This window comes from Pseudomonas sp. 20P_3.2_Bac5, assembly GCF_025466035.1.
GTDB lineage: Bacteria > Pseudomonadota > Gammaproteobacteria > Pseudomonadales > Pseudomonadaceae > Aquipseudomonas.
On the sequence record NZ_JANLOA010000128.1, the window covers coordinates 169,475 to 189,086 of the forward strand.

A 19,612-nucleotide genomic window follows, 5' to 3' on the forward strand; every position below is an offset into this window, starting at 1 on the left:
CGGGTGGAGTGGCGGCAGCTCTCGCAAGGCGGAAATTTCAGCGGTGAAGCGACGTTTTGTCGGTGAAGATTATTTATTGGTGGGAATAAAATATTCCTTTTGCGCTTTTATAGGCGAAAGGAAGGTGCAGGTCTAGCCTGTGGGGAAAATTTTTATCTTGGGAGGAAACTTTTGCGAGGGTGACGCTGGGCAGGTTTCGCGACGGCTCGACGCCGTCGCGATCAGCACTTCATTCGTTGCCGTAATTCATCACCGACAACAACCGGATCGGCACCTGCACCAGCTTCTCCGGCCCATGCGGCACATCACCATCGAAGGTCAGGCTGTCGCCGGCCTGCATGTGATAGAGCTGGTTGCCATGCCGGTACACCAGCTCACCTTCCAGCAGGTGCAGGAACTCGGTGCCGGGGTGGGCGAAGGTGGGGAACTCTTCGCTGGCGTCATCCATGCTCACCATGTACGCCTCGAAATTCTTCTTCGGGCCACGGGTGTGGTTGAGCAGGTGATAGGTGTGGCCTTTCTCGGTGCCGCGGCGCACCACTTCCATCCCTTCGCCGGCCTTGACCAGGATGGCGTTGCCGTCCGGCTGGTCATATTGGCTGAACAACTTCGACATCGGCATGCCCAGCACGTCGCACAGGCGGCTGAGGATATCCAGGCTGGTGGACACCTGGGCGTTTTCGATCTTGCTCAACATGCCTTGGCTGATCCCGGCGATGCGCGCCACATCGGCCAGTTTCAGCTCCTGGGCCTGGCGCTCGCGGCGGATCTGCATACCCAGGTACTGCTCCAGGCGAAGGCGAGGCGGGGTCTCGGTATTCACGGTCGGTTAATCCTGCTTTTTTTCGGTTCAGGAAATTTAATTTCGCACTGAGAAAGTGCAAAAAAGATCCCGGCGCCGGGTCAGGGCGCCGGGACTTTCCTCGGGTGAAAGAGAGTTTCCCATATAAACAGCAGACCGGTGCAACGCCGGGGCCATTTCTGTTGGCCGCTGAAAAATTGGCAAGGGCATTGCATTCCTACAGGGAAACTAAATTTCCTGATTGGAATTCACATGATCCAGGCCAGCTTCCCACCGCGGGTTTCGCTTCTTCGGGCACAGATGCTGGCGCGTTCCGTCCTTGTTCGCCTGCCTTCTATCGACCGCCTTGCCCTTTTCCAGGAGTGAAGAATCATGTTGCCAGTTGAAACGCAGCGCATCATCGAACAGCACGGCATCAAGTACGTGCTGGCCCAGTTCGTCGATATCCATGGCGCCGCGAAGACCAAATCCGTTCCGGTCAACGGGCTCAAGGCGGTGGCCGAGGACGGTGCCGGTTTCGCCGGCTTCGCCATCTGCGGCATGGGCATGGAACCCCACGGCCCGGACTTCATGGCCCGGGGCGACCTGTCCACGCTGGTGCCGGTGCCCTGGCAGCCGGGCTACGGCCGGATCGTCTGCATCGGCCACGTCAACGGCGAGCCCTGGCCCTACGACACCCGCTACGTGCTGCAACAGCAGGTGCAGCGCCTGACCGACAAAGGCTGGACCCTCAACACCGGCCTGGAACCGGAATTCAGCCTGTTCCGCCGCGACGCCGGCGGCAAGCTGCAACTGGTGGACGCCTCGGACAACCTCGACAAGCCTTGCTACGACTACAAGGGCCTGTCGCGCTCGCGGGAATTCCTCGAGCGCCTGACCGAAGCGCTGCAGCCGGTGGGCTTCGACATCTATCAGATCGACCACGAAGACGCCAACGGCCAGTTCGAAATCAATTACACCTACAGCGACGCCATGGAGTCGGCGGACCGCTTCACCTTCTTCCGCATGGCCGCCGGCGAGATCGCCAACGACATGGGCATGATCTGCTCGTTCATGCCCAAGCCCGATCCGAAGCGCGCCGGCAACGGCATGCACTTCCACCTGTCGATCGCCAGCGCGACCAACAAGAACCTGTTCCACGACCCGAGCGACCCGAGCGGCATGGGCCTGTCGAAAATGGCCTATCACTTCGCCGCCGGCCTGCTGGCTCATGGCCCCGCGCTGTGCGCCTTCGCCGCGCCAACGGTGAACTCCTACAAGCGCCTGGTCGTCGGTCGCTCGCTGTCCGGCTCGACCTGGGCCCCGGCGTTCATCGCCTTCGGCTCCAACAACCGTTCAGCGATGGTCCGCGTGCCTTACGGCCGCCTCGAATTCCGCCTGCCGGACGCTGGCTGCAACCCGTATCTGGTGACCGCCGCGATCATCGCCGCCGGCCTCGACGGCATCGAGCGCCAGTTGGAACCGGACTTCGTGTGTAACGAGAACCTCTACAACCTCAGCCTCGAAGAAATCGCTGCTCGCGGCATCAAGACCCTGCCGCAGTCGCTCAAGGAAGCCACCGACGCCCTGGCCGCCAACCCGCTGTTCCGCGAAGTGCTGGGCGCCGGGATCGTCGACGAGTTCATCCGCCAGAAACGCATGGAATGGGTGGAGTACAGCCGCCACGTCTCCGACTGGGAGATCCAGCGTTACACCGAATTTTTCTGACAACCACTCCAATTTCATCTGCCCCAAGGAGACATGCCATGTGCGGAATCGTTGGCCTTTACCTGAAGAAGCCCGAGCTTGAAGGCCAGCTCGGCAAACTGTTCGAGCCCATGCTCGAAGCCATGACCGACCGCGGCCCGGACAGCGCCGGCTTCGCTATCTACGGTGATGAAGTCGCCGACGGCTGGGTCAAGCTGACCCTGCAGGCCACCGACCTCGGCTACGACTGGAAACACCTGATGGGCGAGCTGGAAGGCCGCCTCGGCTGCTCGCTGGACTGGTTCCAGAACGCCAGCGCCGCCGTGCTCAAGGCCCACAGCGCCGAGGAACCGGTGCGCGCCGCCCTCGCCGAACTGGCCCCGGATGTGCGCATCATGAGCGCCGGCCAGAGCATCGAAATCCTCAAGGGCATGGGCCTGCCGCGGGAAATCTCCGAGCGCTTCGGCCTCAAGCGGATGAAGGGCAGCCACATCATCGGCCACACCCGCATGGCCACCGAAAGCGCCGTGACCATGGAAGGCAGCCACCCGTTCTCCACCGGCGCCGACCTGTGCCTGGTGCACAACGGCTCGCTGTCGAACCACTTCCGCCTGCGCCAGGAACTCAAGCGCGAAGGCATCACCTTCGAAACCGACAACGACACCGAAGTGGCCGCCGGCTACCTGACCTGGCGCCTGCGTCAGGGCGACAGCCTGAAAGAGGCGCTGGATAAATCCCTCGAAGACCTCGACGGCTTCTTCACCTTCGCCATCGGCACCCGCAACGGCTTCGCCGTGATCCGCGACCCGATCGCCTGCAAGCCGGCGATCCTCGCCGAGACCGAGGACTACGTCGCCATGGCCTCCGAATACCAGGCGCTGGCCAGCCTGCCGGGCATCGACAAGGCGAAAGTCTGGGAGCCCGAACCCGCCACCATGTACATCTGGGAACGTGCCTGAGGAGCCCCGCACATGAAAACCATCGACCTTTCCAGCGCCACGGTGCGTGAACTGAACCAGACCCTGCACGGCGAGGTGCAGGACCGCGAGTGGCTGGTCAGCCACCCGGACGGCAAGCACAACCTGGCGGTGGGCCTGAACCAGGCCGTGAGCATCGATATCCAGGGCCACGCCGGCTACTACTGCGCCGGCATGAACCAGAAAGCCTGCATCACCGTGCACGGCAACGTCGGCGTCGGCGTGGCGGAAAACATGATGTCCGGCTCGGTACGGGTCAAAGGCAGCGCCTCCCAGGCCGCCGGCGCCACTGCCCATGGCGGCCTGCTGGTGATCGAGGGCGATGCCGGCGCGCGCTGCGGGATTTCCATGAAGGGCGTCGACATCGTGGTCGGCGGCAGCATCGGCCACATGAGCTGCTTCATGGCCCAGGCCGGGCGCCTTGTGGTGTGCGGCGATGCCGGCGACGCGCTGGGCGATTCGCTCTACGAGACGCGCATCTACGTCAAGGGCACGGTCAAGTCGCTGGGCTCGGACTGCATCGAGAAAGAGATGCGCGCCGAGCACCTGAGCGAGCTGGCAGAACTGCTCAACCGCGCAGGTTTTGCCGAAGACCCGGCCAGCTTCAAGCGCTACGGCTCGGCTCGCCAGCTTTACAACTTCAAAGTCGATAACGCATCCGCCTACTGACCCGCGGCGAGGAGTATTCCCATGAGCGAAAAAAACACCCCTGTGCTGCGCGAGTCCGCGACCTTCGACCGCCTGACCATCCAGGAAATCCAGCGCGCCGCCGAGACCGGCATCTATGACATCCGCGGTGGCGGCACCAAGCGCAAGCTGCCGCACTTCGACGACCTGCTGCTGCTCGGCGCCTCGGTGTCGCGCTATCCGCTGGAAGGCTACCGCGAGAAATGCGGCACCGACGTGGTGCTCGGCACCCGCTTCGCGAAGAAGCCGATCCACCTGAAAATCCCGGTGACCATCGCCGGCATGAGCTTCGGCGCGCTGTCGGCCAACGCCAAGGAAGCACTGGGCCGTGGCGCCACCATCGCCGGCACCAGCACCACCACCGGTGACGGCGGCATGACCCCGGAAGAACGCGGCCAGTCGCAGCACCTGGTCTATCAGTACCTGCCGTCGCGCTACGGCATGAACCCGGACGACCTGCGCAAGGCCGACGCCATCGAAATCGTCCTCGGTCAGGGCGCCAAGCCGGGCGGTGGCGGCATGCTGCTGGGCATGAAAGTCACCGAGCGTGTGGCCGGCATGCGCACCTTGCCGATCGGCGTCGACCAGCGCAGCGCCTGCCGTCACCCGGACTGGACCGGCCCGGACGACCTGGCGATCAAGATCGCCGAGCTGCGGGAAATCACCGACTGGGAAAAACCGATCTACGTGAAAATCGGCGCCAGCCGCCCGTACTACGACGTCAAGCTGGCGGTGAAGGCCGGTGCTGATGTGATCGTCCTCGACGGCATGCAAGGCGGCACCGCGGCGACTCAGGAAGTGTTTATCGAACACGTCGGCATTCCGATTCTTCCGGCCATTCCGCAGGCGGTCCAGGCGCTGCAGGAGATGGGCATGCACCGCAAGGTTCAGTTGATCGTGTCGGGCGGCATCCGCAACGGCGCCGACGTCGCCAAGGCCATGGCCCTGGGCGCGGATGCGGTGGCCATCGGCACCGCGGCGCTGGTGGCGCTGGGCGACAACCATCCGCGGCTGGATGAAGAACTGAAGAAAATCGGTTCGGCGGCCGGTTACTACGACGACTGGCAGAACGGCCGCGACCCGGCGGGCATCACCACCCAGGACCCGGAACTGTCCAAGCGCCTCGATCCGGTGGAGGCGGGGCGTCGCCTGGCGAATTACCTGCGGGTGCTGGTGCTGGAAGCGCAGACCATGGCGCGGGCGTGCGGCAAGTCGCACCTGCACAACCTTGACCCCGAGGATCTGGTGGCGCTGACGGTGGAAGCGGCGGCGATGGCGCGGGTGCCGTTGGCGGGGACCAACTGGGTGCCGGGGCAGCAGTACTGATCTAAGGGTGGGGTGTTTGATGTGCATGCCGGGTGATGGGGTGCGTGCTTGAGATCGAGCGCCGCGCGGGCGGCGCTCGATCTTGAGCGCGCAGACAATCTACTGACGTGCACCAGAACTCCCCTGCTCAGGACTCCGGCGGCATCGGCAACAACAGCCGTGCTGTCACCGGCAAATGATCGGAAATCTCCAACGTGTCCTGCTGCAACACCTGCGCACTCACCCGACGCAGTTTCGGGCTGTGGAACAGGTAATCCAGCGTCCGGTCCGGCCCGTCCAGTTGCGGGTCATTGGGGAAATGGGTCAGCCACGCCGAACGCTCGGCGCCGGTGGCTTCGGCATTGCCGGGGATCATCGGGTACTTGTCCCACAGCACATGCAGCTCACTGTCCGCCGAATAGAACGGGCGCTGTTCCGGCTTCAACCGCCGGTACTGCCCCAGCGGCAGCAGATTGAAATCCCCACCGATCAACCACGGCGTGCCCTGGCGTTCGAACTGGTCGAGCAATCGCTCCAGCTCGGCGACCTGGCGCGCCTGCACGTCGCTGCCCGGTTCATGCTGCGCCAGTTGGGTGTTGAGCACCGCCAACTGACCGCCCTCGCGCAACGGCAGGTAGCTGACCAGCACCGCCTGTTGCGGCTGGAGCAAACGGCTCAGGAGGTTGTCGGACGCCCGCGGCAACTGGATCCGCTGCGCCTGCTGGATCGGGTAGCGGCTGAGGGTGGCGAGGGTGCGGCCGACGCTGCCGGCGATATGCCAGTCGGGGACGAATTCGGCTTTCCACTGGTACGCCTGGACGGCGCAGGGATAGAGATCGGCAAGGCGTTCGCGCAGCAGTGCCAACTGGTCCTGGTAATCGCTGGCCTTGGCGTTGTTGTCCAGCTCCTGGAGCAGGACGATGTCCGGCTGCTCGGCGCGGATCACCCGCGCCACTTCATCGAGGTTGACGGCCAGGTCCTGTTCGGTGGGGCGGCGGTCGTCGCCCTTGGCCTCGTCATACCAGAACACATAGCGCTTGCCCGCCAGGTACTGCACGTTCCAGCTCATCACCTTGAGCTGCTGGCCGGGAATCAGCGGCTTGGCCGGGGCGGTGCAGGCCACCGGCACCGTTTCTTCCGGCTCCGGTCGCCAACCCGCCTGCCAGGCCAGCAGCCAGAGCAGGACGGCGATCAACAGCAGTATCAGCAGGAGGTTGCGCAGTAGTCGGGTCATCGGGCTCGGCAAGGTCGGGTGTGACGATTGAGCATAGCCCCGGGGTTCAGGAACGCGCCGGGGTGGACTCGCTTATCAGCATGAACAGGCGGAACAGCACCACCGTGCTGAACAGTTGCAGGAAGCTGTTGAGCACATTCACCAGCAGTTCCAGCACCGGGCTGACCTGTTCGGGCAGCAGCGCCAGGGTAAGCCCGTTGAACAGCCACAGCGGCGCCATGACCCCGAGCATGCACACCAGAATTCGCCAGAAGTGGCCGTTGACCATCTGGAAGCTCTCGCGCATGGCGGCGATCGGCGCGCGGCCTTGCAGCACCAGCAGGTACTCGGCGAACACCAGGTTGGTCATCACCCAGATGCCGGGCAGGATGAACAGCGAGATACCCGCCATGATCAGCAGCGAGCTGAGCAGCACCAGCAGGGCGAAGGACGGCCACAACTGCAGGGCCCGCGCCATCAGGTTGCGCTTGAGCGGCTCATGGCCGTCACTGCGGGCGTCGAGATAAAGGATCAGGGCGGCGCTGTACAGCGGATAGAACAGCAGCCCCACCAACAGGCCGTAGGCCGGCGAGGCTTCATCGCCCAACTGGCCGTAGAGCAATTGAGTGCACAGGGCCTCGATGATCACCAGCGGCAGGCACAGGCCGGCGATGCTGATCAGGTGGCGGCGGAAGAAATACAGCGAGTCACGCAAAACACTGAGCGGATTCATGGGTCGTTTTCGAAGTCCAAAGCAAGCGGCCACTTTAGCGCAGGGGCCGAATCTGAACAAAGTTTCATGCCGGTGTCGCATTGAATTGGCGATGCTTGTCTTCATGTTCACTGCAACCGTACTAGAGAGGTCGCGTCATGAATCACGAAGAACAAACCCTGATCGATGGCCTGTTCGCCAGGCTGCGCCAGGCCGAAGCCGAAGGCGCACCGCGGGATGCCCAGGCCCAGGCCCATATCGCGGGCCTTGTTCAGCAACATGCGGTCGCGCCGTACTACATGGCCCAGGCGATCCTGGTCCAGGAGGCTGCGATCAAGCGTCTCGACGAGCAGAACCGGCAGTTGCAGACCGAATTGGCTGCGGCAAAGGCCCAGGCCGCCGCCGCCGCGAGTGCGCCGGCGCAGCAAAGCAGTGGTGGTTTCCTGTCGAGCATCTTCGGTTCCGGTACCCGTCCGGCGCCGAGCCAGCCCGCGGCTGCGCCGGCCCCTTCGAGCGGCGGCGGCTGGCGTGATGGTCCTGGCAGCGCTCCGCAATCCAACTGGGGTGCGCCACCTGCGCCGGCGCCCCAGGCGGCCCCGGCCCGCAGTGGAGCCAGCAGCTTCCTCGGCGGTGCGTTGCAGACTGCGGCCGGCGTGGCCGGTGGCGTGATGCTGGCGCAAGGCATCAGTAGCCTGTTCCACCACAATTCGCAGCCGGAAGAAATTGTCGAAGTCATCAAGGAAGAGCCAGCGCCGACCAGTGATCACGGCGGCTGGAATGATGACAACCAGCGCTATACCGCCGATAACGGCAACGACGCGGGCTTCACCGACACCGGTTACAACGACGACGGTGGCGGCTTCTTCTCCGACGACGATTACGTCTGATCGCGACGGTTCGGCGCCCCGACAAGCTCGCTCCTATGGCACCCGTAGGAGCGAGCTTGCTCGCGATTGCCCTCCAAGGGCGGCATACTGGGCGCCCTTGTTGGCTCAAACCCGGTGTGAAAGGAGGTGGAAGTGAAGAAAATCGCGCTGTTCGTCGATGTCCAGAACCTCTACTACACCGTCCGCCAGGCCTATGGTTGTCATTTCAACTACGCCGCCTTCTGGGCCGACGTCAGCCGTGATGGCGAGATCGTCGAGGCCTTCGCCTACGCCATCGACCGTGGCGACAGCAAGCAGCAGCAATTCCAGCAGATCCTTCGCAACCTCGGTTTCACCGTCAAGCTCAAGCCTTATATCCAGCGCAGCGATGGCTCGGCCAAGGGCGACTGGGACGTGGGCATCACCCTGGATGTGGTGGACGCCGCCGCCCGGGTCGATCAGGTGGTGCTGGCGTCCGGCGACGGCGATTTCGACCTGCTGCTGGAACGCATCATTCAGCGCCATGGCGTCGAGGCCGTGGCCTACGGCGTGCCGGGGCTGACCGCGAATTCGCTGATCCGCGCCGCCACGCGCTATGTGCCCATCGACGGCGCGCTTTTGCTCAAGCATTGAGGTTTTTTCGTGGAACGTATCGCTGTCATCGACTTTGAAACCACCGGCATCACCCCGGGCGCGAGTTGCCGCGCCACCGAGGTGGCGGTGGTCATGCTGGAGCGGGGCCGCATCGTCGAGCGCTACCAGAGCCTGATGAACGCCGGCGTGCCGGTACCGGCCTTCGTTGCCGCGCTGACCGGCATCACCACGGCGATGCTGCGTAGCGCGCCGCCGGTCAATCAGGTGATGAACGAAGTCGCCGAGTTCGTCGGCGACACGCCGCTGCTGGCGCACAACGCCGCCTTCGACCAGAAATTCTGGGACTACGAACTGAGCCGTATCGGCCGCAGCCGCAATCAGTCCTTCGCCTGTTCGCTATTGCTGTCGCGGCGCCTGCTGCCGGCGGCGCCGAACCACAAGCTCGGCACCCTGACCCGCTGGGCCGGCCTGCCGGACACCGGCACCGCGCACCGGGCCATGGCCGACGCCGAGATGGCCGCCAACCTGTTGCAACACCTGGTCGGCGAACTGCGCCAGACCCACGGTGTGCAGGCGCTGTCCCACTCATTCCTGTGCCGCCTGCAGAAAGTCCCCGCCGCGAAAATCCGCGAAGCCCTGAGCAAACACCGCTAAGCCTTTTTCTCCAGTTGCCCCAGCGGCACCCGCCGCTCGACGGCGCTGGAGAGGATGATCGAGGTCTTGCTGAAACCGAACTGCGCCACGCGGTTGATCAGCTCTTCCAGCTCCGGCATCGACCCCACCGCCGCCTGCATGATCACGCAGGGATCGCCGGTGACCCGGTGGCATTCGGTGAGCTGGGGAATCTGCGTCAGCGCTTCATACGCCTGCTGATTGCCGTGGCTGGCCAGGCGCAGCTCGATCACGCACTGGATCGGCAGGCCGATCTTGCTCATGTCGACCTTGGCCTGATAACCGGTAATCACCCCGCTGGCTTCCAGCTTCGCCACCCGCTCGGCCACCGCCGGGGCCGAGAGATTGACGGTGCGCGCCAGTTGCGCGAAGGAGGCGCGGCCGTTTTCCAGGAGGGCGGCGAGGAGCATGCGATCGTACTTGTCCATGGGGTCTGCAAAGGGCCTTGTGAAAACAAAGGGAAACACCTGAAAGATCCGTTTTTTCGAAAGTCCAGGTACTCGATAAGCGTTTTTTGAAACTTAATTTTGCCGCTGAAGCTTTCTAAACTAACGCCACAACAACTCAAATTCGAGCCCCCCATGCCTGCCTCCCGTCGTTTTCCCTGGTTATTGATCGGTGCGTTCCTTGCCCTCTATCTGGTCTGGGGGTCTACCTACCTGGCCATTCGCATCGGTGTCGAGTCATGGCCGCCGATGCTGATGGCGGGTGTGCGCTTCGTAGTGGCGGGGGCGCTGCTCTACGGTTTCCTGCGCTGGCGCGGGGTGCCGGCGCCGACCTGGCAACAGTGGAAGGCGGCGGGGATGATCGGCGTGCTTTTGCTCAGTTGCGGCAACGGCGGGGTGACGGTGGCCGAGCACGCGGGCGTCGCGTCCGGCGTGGCGGCGCTGGCGGTGGCCACGGTGCCGCTGTTTACCTTGCTGTTCGGACTGTTCTTCGGGCACCGCAATACCCGTCTGGAATGGGGCGGGATCTTTCTCGGGCTGCTCGGCATCGGCTTGCTCAACCTCGGTTCGAACCTGCAGGCCAGTCCGCTGGGCGCGGCGCTGATCCTGTTCGCCGCGGCGTCCTGGGCGTTCGGCTCGGTGTGGAGCAAGAGTCTGCCGCTGCCCCAAGGTCCGATGGCCAGTGCGGCGGAGATGCTGGTGGGCGGCGTGGCCTTGTTGGCGGCGAGCGCGTTCAGCGGTGAGCGCATGACCCAGATGCCCACCGCCGCCGGCTGGGGTGCGCTGGCCTACTTGGTGGTGTTCGGCTCGATCCTGGCCTTCAGCGCCTACATGTACCTGCTCAAGCATGTGCGCCCGGCGGCGGCCACCAGCTATGCCTACGTCAACCCGGCGGTGGCGGTACTGCTGGGCATCGCCTTCGCTGGCGAGCAGATCGGCGCCGAGGAATGCCTGGCGATGGCGGTGATCATCGGCGCGGTGGTGCTGATCGGCATTCCGCAGTGGCGCAAGACGCCGGTGACGCCGCCCGCGCCCGAGGTGCTGAAAGGCGAGATGTCCGGAACTCGGTGATCCGGGGCCGAACAGGGTAAACTTCGCGCCATTGCACGAATCCCCTGACGGTATTTCCATGACATTCGCCAAACTCGGCCTGATCGAACCGCTGCTGCGCGCCCTCGAAGGCCTGAACTACACCACCCCGACGCCGGTTCAGGCCCAGGCCATCCCCGCCGTGCTGGCCGGTCGCGACCTGATGGCCGCGGCCCAGACCGGCACCGGCAAGACCGCCGGTTTTGCCCTGCCGCTGCTGCAGCGCCTGACGATGGAAGGCGCCCAGGTCGCCAGCAACTCGGTCCGCGCCCTGGTGCTGGTGCCGACCCGCGAACTGGCCGAGCAGGTTCACGCCAACATCAGCGAATACGCCGAGCACCTGCCGCTGCGCACCTACGCGGTGTACGGCGGGGTCAGCATCAACCCGCAGATGATGAAACTGCGCAAGGGCATCGACCTGCTGGTGGCGACGCCTGGCCGTCTGCTCGACCTGTTCCGCCAGAACGCGGTGAAATTCAACCAGCTCCAGGCGCTGGTGCTGGACGAAGCCGACCGCATGCTCGACCTCGGTTTCGCCGAAGAGCTGCGTTCGATCTACGCCGCGCTGCCGGCCAAGCGCCAGACCCTGCTGTTCTCCGCCACCTTCTCCGACGAAATCCGCCTGATGGCCGGGCAGATGCTCAACGACCCGCTGAGCATCGAAGTCAGCCCGCGCAACGTCACCGCGAGCACGGTGAAGCAGTGGATCGTGCCTGTGGATAAAAAGCGCAAGACCGAGCTGTTCTGCCACCTGCTGCGCAAGCAGCGCTGGAGCCAGGTGCTGGTGTTCGCCAAGACCCGTAACGGTGTGGATCAACTGGTTGAGCGTCTGGTCGGCCTGGGCATCAATGCCGACGGCATCCACGGTGATCGTCCGCAGGCAACCCGCCAGCGTGCGCTGGACAGTTTCAAGGCGCGGGAAACCCAGATTCTGGTGGCCACCGACGTCGCGGCGCGGGGCCTGGATATCGATGACCTGCCGCTGGTGGTGAACTTCGATTTGCCGATCGTCGCCGAGGATTACATCCACCGCATTGGTCGGACTGGCCGCAAGGGCAATACCGGCGAAGCGCTTTCCCTGGTCTGCGCCGATGAAGTGCAATTGCTTTCGGCAATCGAAACCCTGACCCGCAAGACCTTGCCGCGTCATATGGAGCCGGATTTCGAGCCGGATCACCGGGTGCCGGAGACTGATGCCAGCGGACAGATCCTGAAAAAGCCGAAGAAACCGAAGAAGCCCAAGCAGAGCGGCGCGAAAGGCAGCCTCGGGCGCTGGACCGACAGCGGCGATGCGCCGGTGCCGGCGAAGGCGGTGCGCAAGGTGCCGGCGTTCAATACCGGGCCCAAGAAGCGTAAGCCTTAAGAAGTTCTTTGCTTATTCGGGCCTATCGCTGGCAAGCCAGCGATAGGCCCGAACAATGAATCGATAATCACCGGTTTTTCAGCCAGTCGAGAGCACCCAACCCCGCCACCCGCCCACTGGCAAAACACGCCGTCAGCAAATACCCCCCCGTCGGCGCCTCCCAGTCCAGCATCTCGCCGGCACAGAACACCCCCGGTATCGGCTTCAACATCAAGCCCTGATCCAGCGCTTCGAACTTCACCCCGCCAGCACTGCTGATCGCCTCATCCAGTGGCCGCGGCCGCACGACCACTATGGGCAACGCCTTGATCGCCGCCGCCAGCCGTTGCGGGTCAGCGAACACCTCCGGCCCGGTCAACTCCCGCAGCAGCGCCGCTTTCACGCCGTCCAGGCCCAACTGACCGTGCAGGTGCCTGGCCATGGAGCGCGAGCCCCGTGGCTTGCTCAGCGCGGCAGCGATTTTGTCCACAGGCTTGTTCGGCAGCAGGTCCAGCAGCAGGGTGGCGCTGCCGTCGCGGTTGATGCTTTCGCGGACCTGCGCCGACCAGGCATACACCAGGCTGCCTTCGACGCCGCCTTCGGTCAGCACGAATTCACCCAGGCGCGGCGCCTGGCCGGGCAGGCTGAGGGCGATGTTCTTCAACGGTGCACCGGCGAATTTCTGTTTCAGCAGGTCGCTCCAGGCCGCCACTTCGAAACCGCTGTTGGCCGGCTGCAAAAGCGAGATATCCACACCCCGCTCAGCCAGCAGCGGCAACCAGGCGCCATCCGACCCCAGCCGCGCCCAACTGCCGCCGCCAAGCGCGAGGATCACCGCGTCGGGTTTTACCGCCAGTTCGCCCTGTGGATAACCGATCCGCAGCGCGCCCTCGTCGTTCCATCCCAGCCAGCGATGGCGGGTGTGGATAACTACGCCGGCATCGCGCAGGCGCTTGAGCCAGGCACGCAGCAGGGGCGCGGCTTTCATGTCGGTGGGGAAAACCCGGCCCGAGGTGCCGACGAAGGTGTCGATGCCCAGGCCGTGAATCCAGGCGCGCAGCGCATCGGCGTCGAAGCCTTGCAGCAGCGCGGCGATGTCTTCGCGGCGCTCGGCGTAGCGGGAAATAAAGGCGGGGTAGGGCTCGGAGTGGGTGATGTTCATGCCGCCGACGCCGGCCAGGAGAAACTTGCGTCCTACCGAGGGCATGGCGTCGTACAGATCGACGCGAACCCCGGCCAGGCTGAGGACTTCCGCCGCCATCAGGCCGGCGGGGCCGCCGCCGATAATGGCAACGTGGGCGGGGGGAGTGGTGGAGGCGTCGGTCATGGTGGCGGCAGGCTGGGGATAAAAGAGCCGGCCATTCTACCCGAGGTGGGTCACAGGCGGCACTGTACAAAAAATGCTCAAGTGCCGCGCATGCCCGGTTTCAAAGGACCAAACGGGCTTTCGCTCAGGTTATCCACAAGCGGTTCCACAGTCATTGTGGGTAATCCAGCACCCGTTGCGCGCTGTGATGGAGGATGCCGTGGCGGCGGGCGAGGGCTTCGCGGTCCTTGCTGTAGCCGCCGCCGATCACGCCCACCACCGGGATATCGCGGCCCAGGCAATGGCGCAGCACGCAGGTATCCCGCGCGGCCAGGCCCTCGTCGGTGAGTTGCAGGTAACCCAGGGCGTCGTCTTTGTGCACATCCACGCCGGCGTCGTAGAGCACCAGGTCCGGCTGGTAGAGCGGCAGCAGGTAGTTCAGCGCATCGTCCACCACCTTCAGGTAGTCGGCGTCGCCCATGCCGCGGGGCAGGGGAATGTCCCAGTCGCTGCGGGCCTTGCGCGCGGGGAAGTTCTGTTCGCAGTGCAGCGACACGGTGATGGCATCCGGCGTGTGTTCGAGAATCCGCGCGGTGCCGTCGCCCTGGTGCACATCGCAGTCGAAGATCAGCAGCCGGTGGACCCGGCCGGCCTCCAGCAGGTAATGGCTGATCACCGCCAGGTCGTTGAAGATGCAGAAGCCGGCCGGGTGATCGTAATGGGCGTGGTGGGTGCCGCCGGCCAGGTGGCAGGCGATGCCGTGTTGCAGCGCCTGTTCCGCCGCCAGCAGCGAACCGCCCACCGCGCGCACGGTACGCCGCGCCAGGGCTTCGCTCCAGGGCAGGCCGAGGCGACGCTGGTCCTCGCGGGACAGTTCGCCGCTCAGGTAGCGCTCGATGTAGCCGCGGTCGTGGGCCAGGGCGAGGATGTCGTTGGGGCAGATTTCCGGGCACAACAGCGCCGCGTCGGTGGTCAGTCCGCTGTCGATCAGGTGGTCGTGCAGCAGACGGAACTTGTCCATGGGAAAGCGATGTTCGGCAGGAAATTCCGGGCTGTAGTCGTCGTGATAGACAAGAGGCAGGCGCATGGTCGGTCCGCTGGTGGAGATCGGCCGATCTTGCCAGTTGCCCGGCGACGTGCGCCAGCGCCGGGCGATGCTGGCCATGCAGGGCCAGCATTGGCTGCCTACGCTGTAGACTGCGAGGCCGTGATTTGGGAGCCGTGATGACGCCAATACTCGAACTGGAAAGTGCGCGCCTGCTGCTGCGTCAGTGGCAGGACGACGACTTGAAGGAGTTCGCCGCCTTGTGCGCCGATCCGCAGGTGATGCGCTATTTCCCCGCGCCCCTGACCCGGCTGGAAAGCGCCGCGCTGATCGGCCGTGTGCGTGGGCATTTCGCCGAATACGGCTTTGGCCTCTGGGCGCTGGAGCGCAAGGACACGGGCGCCTTTATCGGCATGACCGGCCTGACCAAGGTCAGCTTCGACGCCGATTTCACCCCGGCGGTGGAAATTGGCTGGCGCCTCGCTCGACGTCACTGGGGCCTGGGATTTGCCAGCGAGGCGGCCTGGACATCCCTGCGCTGCGCCTTTGCCCAGATCGGCTTGAAAGAAGTGGTGTCGTTCACCAGCCGCGACAACCTCGCGTCGCAGAAAGTGATGCAGGCCATCGGCATGCAGGCCGACCCTGCCGGCGACTTCGAACACCCGAAACTGGAGGCCGGTCATCCGCTGCGCCCCCATGTGCTGTACCGCATCAACCGCGCCCAGTGGCAGTCCACCTTGCGCGGCTGAATCAGCGAACATACAGGCCAGTAATGACAGATCCTGTATCATTTGCCGCCTTGCGCCCTGCTTTGGAGAATCTCGAATGAGCCACGTGTTGGACGATCTGGTCGATCTGTTGAGTCTGGAAGCGATCGAGGAAAACCTCTTCCGCGGCCGTAGCCAGGACCTTGGCTTCCGCCAGCTCTACGGTGGCCAGGTGCTCGGCCAGTCGCTGTCGGCCGCCAGCCAGACGGTCGAAGAAGCGCGCCACGTGCACTCCCTGCACGGTTATTTCCTGCGTCCGGGCGACGCGACCATGCCGGTGGTCTACTCGGTGGACCGCGTGCGTGACGGCGGCAGCTTCAGCACCCGGCGCGTGACGGCGATCCAGAAGGGCAACCCGATCTTCACTTGCAGCGCGTCGTTCCAGTACGACGAAGAAGGCTTCTCGCACCAGGGGCAGATGCCCGAGGTGGTCGGCCCGGAGAACCTGCCATCGGAAGTGGAGCTGGCCCAGTCCATGGCCGAGCACCTGCCGGAGCACATTCGCGACAAGCTGCTGTGCGCCAAGCCGATCGAGGTGCGCCCGGTCACCGAGAAAGACCCCTTCAATCCCAAGCCCGGCGATCCGGTGAAGTACGCCTGGTTCCGCGCCGACGGCACCCTTCCTGACTCCCAGGCCCTGCACAAGTACATGCTGGCCTACGCCTCGGACTTCGGCCTGCTGACCACCTCGCTGATGCCTCACGGCAAATCGGTCTGGCACAAGGACATGCAGATCGCCAGCCTCGATCACGCGTTGTGGTTCCACGGCAACCTGCGCACTGACGAGTGGCTGCTGTATGCGATGGACAGCCCGTGGGCCGGCAATGCCCGTGGTTTCGCCCGCGGCAGCATCTTCAACCGTGCGGGGCAGTTGGTGGCGTCGTCGTGTCAGGAAGGGCTGATTCGCCACCGCAAGGACTGGACATGAGCCTCGCCGAGATTCGTCACTGGGTGTTCGACATGGACGGCACCCTGACGGTGGCCGTGCATGATTTCGCGGCGATTCGCGAAGCGCTGGGCATTCCCGCCGAAGACGACATCCTCACCCACCTCGCCGCGTTACCGGCGCAGGAGGCACAGGCCAAGCATGCGTGGCTGCTCGAACACGAGCGGGACCTGGCGATCGCCTCGAAACCGGCGGTGGGCGCGGTGGAGCTGGTGCGTGAGCTGGCGGAGCGGGGGTGTCAACTCGGCATCCTGACCCGCAATGCGCGGGAACTGGCGCATGTGACCCTGGACGCCATCGGCCTGGCCGACTGCTTCCCGGTGGACAGCGTGCTGGGCCGCGATGAAGCGCCGCCGAAACCGCACCCGGGCGGACTGTTGAAACTGGCCGAGGCCTGGGAGGTGGCGCCGGCCAGGATGGTGATGGTCGGTGACTACCGCTTCGACCTCGACTGCGGCCGCGCCGCGGGGACCCGCACCGTGCTGGTGAACCTGCCGGATAATCCCTGGCCGGAACTGGCGGATTGGCATGCGGCGGATTGCCGGGCGTTGCAACATTTGTTGGCGGGCTGAAGGCGGGGGCTGCTCAGTTCATTCTGTTGGGGCCCATCGCTGGCTTGCCAGCGATGGGCCGCTAAGCGGCCCTTGGATCTTCAGAACGCCCAGCGCGTCGTCACCATCACATTGCGCGGCTCGCCGTAATAAGTGGTGTCGAAGTTCCCCAGCCCGCTCAGGTAGCGCTTGTCGAACACGTTGTTGGCATTGAGCGTGAAGCTCAGGTGTTCGTCGTACTGGTAGCGGCTCATCAGGTCCACCAGGGTGTAGCCGCCCTGTTTGATGCGGCTGTAGTCGCTGAGCACCGGGTTCCAGATGTTGCCGTAGAACGCGCTCTGCCAGTTCACGCCGCCGCCCACGGTGACCTTCTCCAGCGCGCCTGGCAGGCGGTAGGTGGTGAACAGGCGGATCAGGTGCTCGGGCTTGCTGGTGCTCATCGGGAAGCCAAAGATGCGCTGCTCGTCGGCGTCGCGGGTGCGGGCGTAGGTGTAGCCGGCGCTGATATTCCAGCCGTCCAGCGGCTCGCCGGCCACTTCCAGTTCCAGGCCTTTGGTGGTGGCGCCGTCGGTGGATTTGTAGATGCCTTCGTTGGTCACAGGGTTAGTGCCGATCGACTCGGCGACGTTGTCCTGTTCGATGCGGAACAGCGCCAGGCTGGCGTTCAGTTTGCCGCCGAGGAACGCTGCCTTGAGACCGGTCTCGTAGCTGTCGCCTTCCACCGGATCGAGGGTCGCGCCGTTGATGTCCTTGTTGGTCTGCGGCTGGTAGATCGAGGTGTAGCTGGCATACACCGACCAGGTGTCATCAAGGTCGTAGACCACCCCGGCGTAGGGCGTGACCACGCCATGCTGCTCATAGCTGGCCTGGCTGTCCTGGAACATCGGGTTGAGGCCGTCGTAGTTGTAGTCATCGTCGTACTTGAAGTTGCTGACCCGGGTGCCGAGGATCACCGACAGGTCGTCCGCCGGCTTCAGGCGGGTGGCGATGTAGGCGCCGTTCTGCCGTTTGTTCTGCTCGTACTTGCCGTTCTTCGGGAATACCGGACGGTCGATATCGCCCTGCCAGTCATAGATGCTCCCGGGGACCATGGCGAACAGGCTGGTGTCGTAGGTGGCGCCGGTCTGGCGCGAGGTGGAGTTGTTGAAGCCGACCACCAGATCATGCTCGCGGCCGAACAGGCTGAACGGCCCGGACAGGCTCAGGTCGGCACTGTTCTGCACGCGGTGGCCTTCCCAGCGACCCCAGTAGAAGAACATGCCGTCGCCCGTGGCGCGGTCCGGGTTGCCGCCGCTGGCCGAGGCCAGGCGGGTGTCGTGGTCGGACTGCATCTGGTTGAGGCTGAGCTTGAGCGTCCAGTCGTTGGCCAGTGCCTGTTCCACGCTGGCGAAGTAGGTGCGGCTCTGGAAGTCGCGGCGGCTCCAGTCGGCGCCAGGGTTGAACGAACGTGAGAAATCGGTGCGCCCGCCGTCAGAGAAGTACACCGGGTTGCCGGTCCAGGAGGTGCCGCGCGGTGTGGTGGTCTGTTGGTCGATGCCGACGGTCAGCAGGGTGTCGGGGCTGAGGTCGGCTTCGAGAATGCCGTACCAGACTTCTTTTTCCTGCTGGTAGTGATCCTGGTAGCCCTTGCGGTCCTGTTTGGCGCCGACGAAGCGACCGCGCAGGCTGCCCGAGTCGTTGAGCGGGCCGGAGATGTCGCCTTCGCCACGGTAGTTGTCCCACGAGCCGGCGCTGCCGGTCAGCGAGGCCTGGAATTGCGCGGTGGGCTTTTTGCGGATCAGGTTGACGGTGGCCGACGGATCACCCGAGCCGGTCATCAGGCCGGTGGCGCCCTTGAGCACTTCGACGCGGTCGTAGGTGGCCATGTCGACCTGGGTCACGCCCTCGTTGTAGACGCCGTCGTAAACGGTGTTCACCCCGTCGTACTGGTAGTTGGTGATGACCATGCCGCGGCTGGAAAACTCGGTGCGGTCGCTGTCGTAGACCTGGCCGGCGACGCCCGGTGTGTTGCGCAGTACGTCGGCGATGCTCTTGGCGCCCTGGTCGTCCATTTGCTGGCGGGTGACCACGGTCACCGATTGCGGCGTTTCGCGGATCGACAGTGGCAGCTTGGTGGCGGTGCGGCTGACGCCGGTGGTGTAGCTGCCGGAGTGTTCGGTGGTTTCGCCGAGCCACTGGCCGTCGATGCTGGTGGCGCCCAGTTCCACGGCGCTGCCGTCACCGGCCGGGACCAACACGTAACCGCCGTTGCTCTGACGCTGGGCGCGCAGGCCGCTGCCGGCCAGCAAGCGCGCCAGGCCGTCTTCGACGCTGAAGTTGCCCTGCAGCCCGGCGGACTGCCGGCCTTGGGTCTGGCGGGCATCGAAGGTCAGGGTGATCCCGGCGCGGGTGGCGAACAAACTCAGGCTGGTGCCCAGCGGACCCGCGGCGATCTGGAACTGCTGGCTGGCGCTTTGTGCCATGGCCTGGCCGGGCAGGGCGCTGAGCAGCGGCAGGGAAACCATGGGCAGGCCGAACAGCGCCAGGCGGACAGCACGAACCAGGGGGATGGACGCTCGCGGGAAGAACGGGGGCATGCGGTGTTCCTTTCGGGGTGGCGGGGTGGA

19 protein-coding genes are annotated in these 19,612 nt (G+C 64.8%); 12 read left to right on the plus strand and 7 right to left on the minus strand.

What is annotated here, in order from left to right:
* Positions 1-229: 229 nt before the first annotated feature.
* Positions 230-823, minus strand: coding sequence for a helix-turn-helix domain-containing protein (locus NTD88_RS24645; RefSeq protein WP_095159286.1), 594 nt, complete (start codon positions 821-823; stop codon positions 230-232).
* Between the two features lie 351 nt (positions 824-1,174).
* Here NTD88_RS24645 and glnT point away from each other — a divergent pair, with 351 nt between their 5' ends.
* From glnT to NTD88_RS24665, 4 genes are read left to right on the plus strand one after another with little or no spacing between them, the layout of a single operon-like run.
* A complete protein-coding gene (gene glnT / locus NTD88_RS24650) occupies positions 1,175-2,509 on the plus strand; it encodes a type III glutamate--ammonia ligase (protein WP_095159285.1) in 1,335 nt (444 codons plus the stop codon).
* A 38-nt stretch (positions 2,510-2,547) separates the two neighbouring features.
* Positions 2,548-3,447, plus strand: a complete 900-nt coding sequence (locus NTD88_RS24655) for a class II glutamine amidotransferase (protein WP_262154031.1) — start codon at positions 2,548-2,550, stop codon at positions 3,445-3,447.
* 12 nt (positions 3,448-3,459) lie between these two features.
* Positions 3,460-4,134, plus strand: coding sequence for a protein glxC (locus NTD88_RS24660; RefSeq protein ID WP_095159283.1), 675 nt, complete (start codon positions 3,460-3,462; stop codon positions 4,132-4,134).
* Positions 4,135-4,155: 21 nt separating this feature from the next.
* Positions 4,156-5,478, plus strand: a complete 1,323-nt coding sequence (locus NTD88_RS24665; protein WP_095159282.1) for an FMN-binding glutamate synthase family protein — start codon at positions 4,156-4,158, stop codon at positions 5,476-5,478.
* Positions 5,479-5,605: 127 nt separating this feature from the next.
* Here NTD88_RS24665 and NTD88_RS24670 read toward each other — a convergent pair whose 3' ends face one another.
* Both NTD88_RS24670 and NTD88_RS24675 read right to left on the minus strand, forming a co-directional pair.
* Positions 5,606-6,691: an endonuclease/exonuclease/phosphatase family protein gene (locus NTD88_RS24670; RefSeq protein ID WP_095159281.1), complete on the minus strand. Its 1,086-nt coding sequence runs from the start codon at positions 6,689-6,691 to the stop codon at positions 5,606-5,608.
* 46 nt (positions 6,692-6,737) lie between these two features.
* Entirely contained in the window at positions 6,738-7,403 is a 666-nt protein-coding gene (locus NTD88_RS24675) for a hypothetical protein (protein WP_262154033.1), read from the minus strand.
* A 137-nt stretch (positions 7,404-7,540) separates the two neighbouring features.
* Between NTD88_RS24675 and NTD88_RS24680 the strand changes: the two genes are divergently transcribed.
* The 3 genes from NTD88_RS24680 (at position 7,541) to NTD88_RS24690 (ending at position 9,496) form a co-directional block, all read left to right on the plus strand.
* Complete coding sequence (locus NTD88_RS24680; protein ID WP_262154034.1) at positions 7,541-8,269, plus strand: DUF2076 domain-containing protein; 729 nt, start codon at positions 7,541-7,543, stop codon at positions 8,267-8,269.
* A 132-nt stretch (positions 8,270-8,401) separates the two neighbouring features.
* The gene (locus tag NTD88_RS24685; protein ID WP_095159278.1) at positions 8,402-8,881 is read left to right on the plus strand and encodes an NYN domain-containing protein; all 480 of its coding nucleotides are present in this window, start codon (positions 8,402-8,404) and stop codon (positions 8,879-8,881) included.
* A gap of 9 nt (positions 8,882-8,890) precedes the next feature.
* Complete coding sequence (locus NTD88_RS24690; RefSeq protein WP_262154036.1) at positions 8,891-9,496, plus strand: PolC-type DNA polymerase III; 606 nt, start codon at positions 8,891-8,893, stop codon at positions 9,494-9,496.
* On the opposite strand, the gene NTD88_RS24695 is transcribed toward NTD88_RS24690, so the two are convergent.
* Positions 9,493-9,942 (minus strand): Lrp/AsnC family transcriptional regulator, encoded by a 450-nt coding sequence (locus NTD88_RS24695; protein WP_095159276.1) that lies wholly within the window; start codon positions 9,940-9,942, stop codon positions 9,493-9,495. The genes NTD88_RS24690 and NTD88_RS24695 overlap by 4 nt on opposite strands.
* 153 nt (positions 9,943-10,095) lie before the next feature.
* Here NTD88_RS24695 and yedA point away from each other — a divergent pair, with 153 nt between their 5' ends.
* Entirely contained in the window at positions 10,096-11,031 is a 936-nt protein-coding gene (gene yedA / locus NTD88_RS24700; RefSeq protein WP_095159275.1) for a drug/metabolite exporter YedA, read from the plus strand.
* A gap of 58 nt (positions 11,032-11,089) precedes the next feature.
* Positions 11,090-12,412 carry a DEAD/DEAH box helicase gene (locus NTD88_RS24705; protein WP_262154037.1) on the plus strand — a complete coding sequence of 441 codons (1,323 nt, stop codon included), beginning with the start codon at positions 11,090-11,092 and terminating at the stop codon, positions 12,410-12,412.
* 67 nt (positions 12,413-12,479) lie between these two features.
* Here NTD88_RS24705 and NTD88_RS24710 read toward each other — a convergent pair whose 3' ends face one another.
* Positions 12,480-13,718, minus strand: a complete 1,239-nt coding sequence (locus NTD88_RS24710) for a TIGR03862 family flavoprotein (protein ID WP_262154038.1) — start codon at positions 13,716-13,718, stop codon at positions 12,480-12,482.
* Positions 13,719-13,869: 151 nt separating this feature from the next.
* Positions 13,870-14,784 (minus strand): histone deacetylase, encoded by a 915-nt coding sequence (locus NTD88_RS24715; protein ID WP_262154039.1) that lies wholly within the window; start codon positions 14,782-14,784, stop codon positions 13,870-13,872.
* Between the two features lie 137 nt (positions 14,785-14,921).
* Between NTD88_RS24715 and NTD88_RS24720 the strand changes: the two genes are divergently transcribed.
* From NTD88_RS24720 to NTD88_RS24730, 3 genes are all read left to right on the plus strand, one after another.
* Complete coding sequence (locus NTD88_RS24720; protein ID WP_262154040.1) at positions 14,922-15,491, plus strand: GNAT family N-acetyltransferase; 570 nt, start codon at positions 14,922-14,924, stop codon at positions 15,489-15,491.
* Between the two features lie 76 nt (positions 15,492-15,567).
* The gene (tesB, locus tag NTD88_RS24725) at positions 15,568-16,437 is read left to right on the plus strand and encodes an acyl-CoA thioesterase II (RefSeq protein ID WP_095159977.1); all 870 of its coding nucleotides are present in this window, start codon (positions 15,568-15,570) and stop codon (positions 16,435-16,437) included.
* A complete protein-coding gene (locus NTD88_RS24730) occupies positions 16,434-17,027 on the plus strand; it encodes an HAD family hydrolase (protein WP_262154041.1) in 594 nt (197 codons plus the stop codon). The genes tesB and NTD88_RS24730 overlap by 4 nt, the downstream gene beginning before the upstream one ends.
* Before the next feature lie 80 nt (positions 17,028-17,107).
* On the opposite strand, the gene NTD88_RS24735 is transcribed toward NTD88_RS24730, so the two are convergent.
* Positions 17,108-19,582 (minus strand): TonB-dependent siderophore receptor, encoded by a 2,475-nt coding sequence (locus tag NTD88_RS24735; RefSeq protein WP_262154042.1) that lies wholly within the window; start codon positions 19,580-19,582, stop codon positions 17,108-17,110.
* Positions 19,583-19,612: the final 30 nt, after the last annotated feature.

What these genes read in the sequence shown, in the direction of transcription:
- NTD88_RS24660 (WP_095159283.1), top strand. Translation starts at nt 3,460, where the DNA reads ATGAAAACCATCGACCTTTCCAGCGCCACGGTGCGTGAACTGAACCAG.
- NTD88_RS24730 (WP_262154041.1), top strand. Translation starts at nt 16,434, where the DNA reads ATGAGCCTCGCCGAGATTCGTCACTGGGTGTTCGACATGGACGGCACC.
- NTD88_RS24670 (WP_095159281.1), bottom strand. Translation starts at nt 6,691, where the DNA reads ATGACCCGACTACTGCGCAACCTCCTGCTGATACTGCTGTTGATCGCC.
- yedA (WP_095159275.1), top strand. Translation starts at nt 10,096, where the DNA reads ATGCCTGCCTCCCGTCGTTTTCCCTGGTTATTGATCGGTGCGTTCCTT.
- NTD88_RS24710 (WP_262154038.1), bottom strand. Translation starts at nt 13,718, where the DNA reads ATGACCGACGCCTCCACCACTCCCCCCGCCCACGTTGCCATTATCGGC.
- NTD88_RS24695 (WP_095159276.1), bottom strand. Translation starts at nt 9,942, where the DNA reads ATGGACAAGTACGATCGCATGCTCCTCGCCGCCCTCCTGGAAAACGGC.
- NTD88_RS24715 (WP_262154039.1), bottom strand. Translation starts at nt 14,784, where the DNA reads ATGCGCCTGCCTCTTGTCTATCACGACGACTACAGCCCGGAATTTCCT.
- tesB (WP_095159977.1), top strand. Translation starts at nt 15,568, where the DNA reads ATGAGCCACGTGTTGGACGATCTGGTCGATCTGTTGAGTCTGGAAGCG.
- NTD88_RS24680 (WP_262154034.1), top strand. Translation starts at nt 7,541, where the DNA reads ATGAATCACGAAGAACAAACCCTGATCGATGGCCTGTTCGCCAGGCTG.
- glnT (WP_095159285.1), top strand. Translation starts at nt 1,175, where the DNA reads ATGTTGCCAGTTGAAACGCAGCGCATCATCGAACAGCACGGCATCAAG.
- NTD88_RS24705 (WP_262154037.1), top strand. Translation starts at nt 11,090, where the DNA reads ATGACATTCGCCAAACTCGGCCTGATCGAACCGCTGCTGCGCGCCCTC.
- NTD88_RS24665 (WP_095159282.1), top strand. Translation starts at nt 4,156, where the DNA reads ATGAGCGAAAAAAACACCCCTGTGCTGCGCGAGTCCGCGACCTTCGAC.
- NTD88_RS24655 (WP_262154031.1), top strand. Translation starts at nt 2,548, where the DNA reads ATGTGCGGAATCGTTGGCCTTTACCTGAAGAAGCCCGAGCTTGAAGGC.
- NTD88_RS24735 (WP_262154042.1), bottom strand. Translation starts at nt 19,582, where the DNA reads ATGCCCCCGTTCTTCCCGCGAGCGTCCATCCCCCTGGTTCGTGCTGTC.
- NTD88_RS24720 (WP_262154040.1), top strand. Translation starts at nt 14,922, where the DNA reads ATGACGCCAATACTCGAACTGGAAAGTGCGCGCCTGCTGCTGCGTCAG.
- NTD88_RS24675 (WP_262154033.1), bottom strand. Translation starts at nt 7,403, where the DNA reads ATGAATCCGCTCAGTGTTTTGCGTGACTCGCTGTATTTCTTCCGCCGC.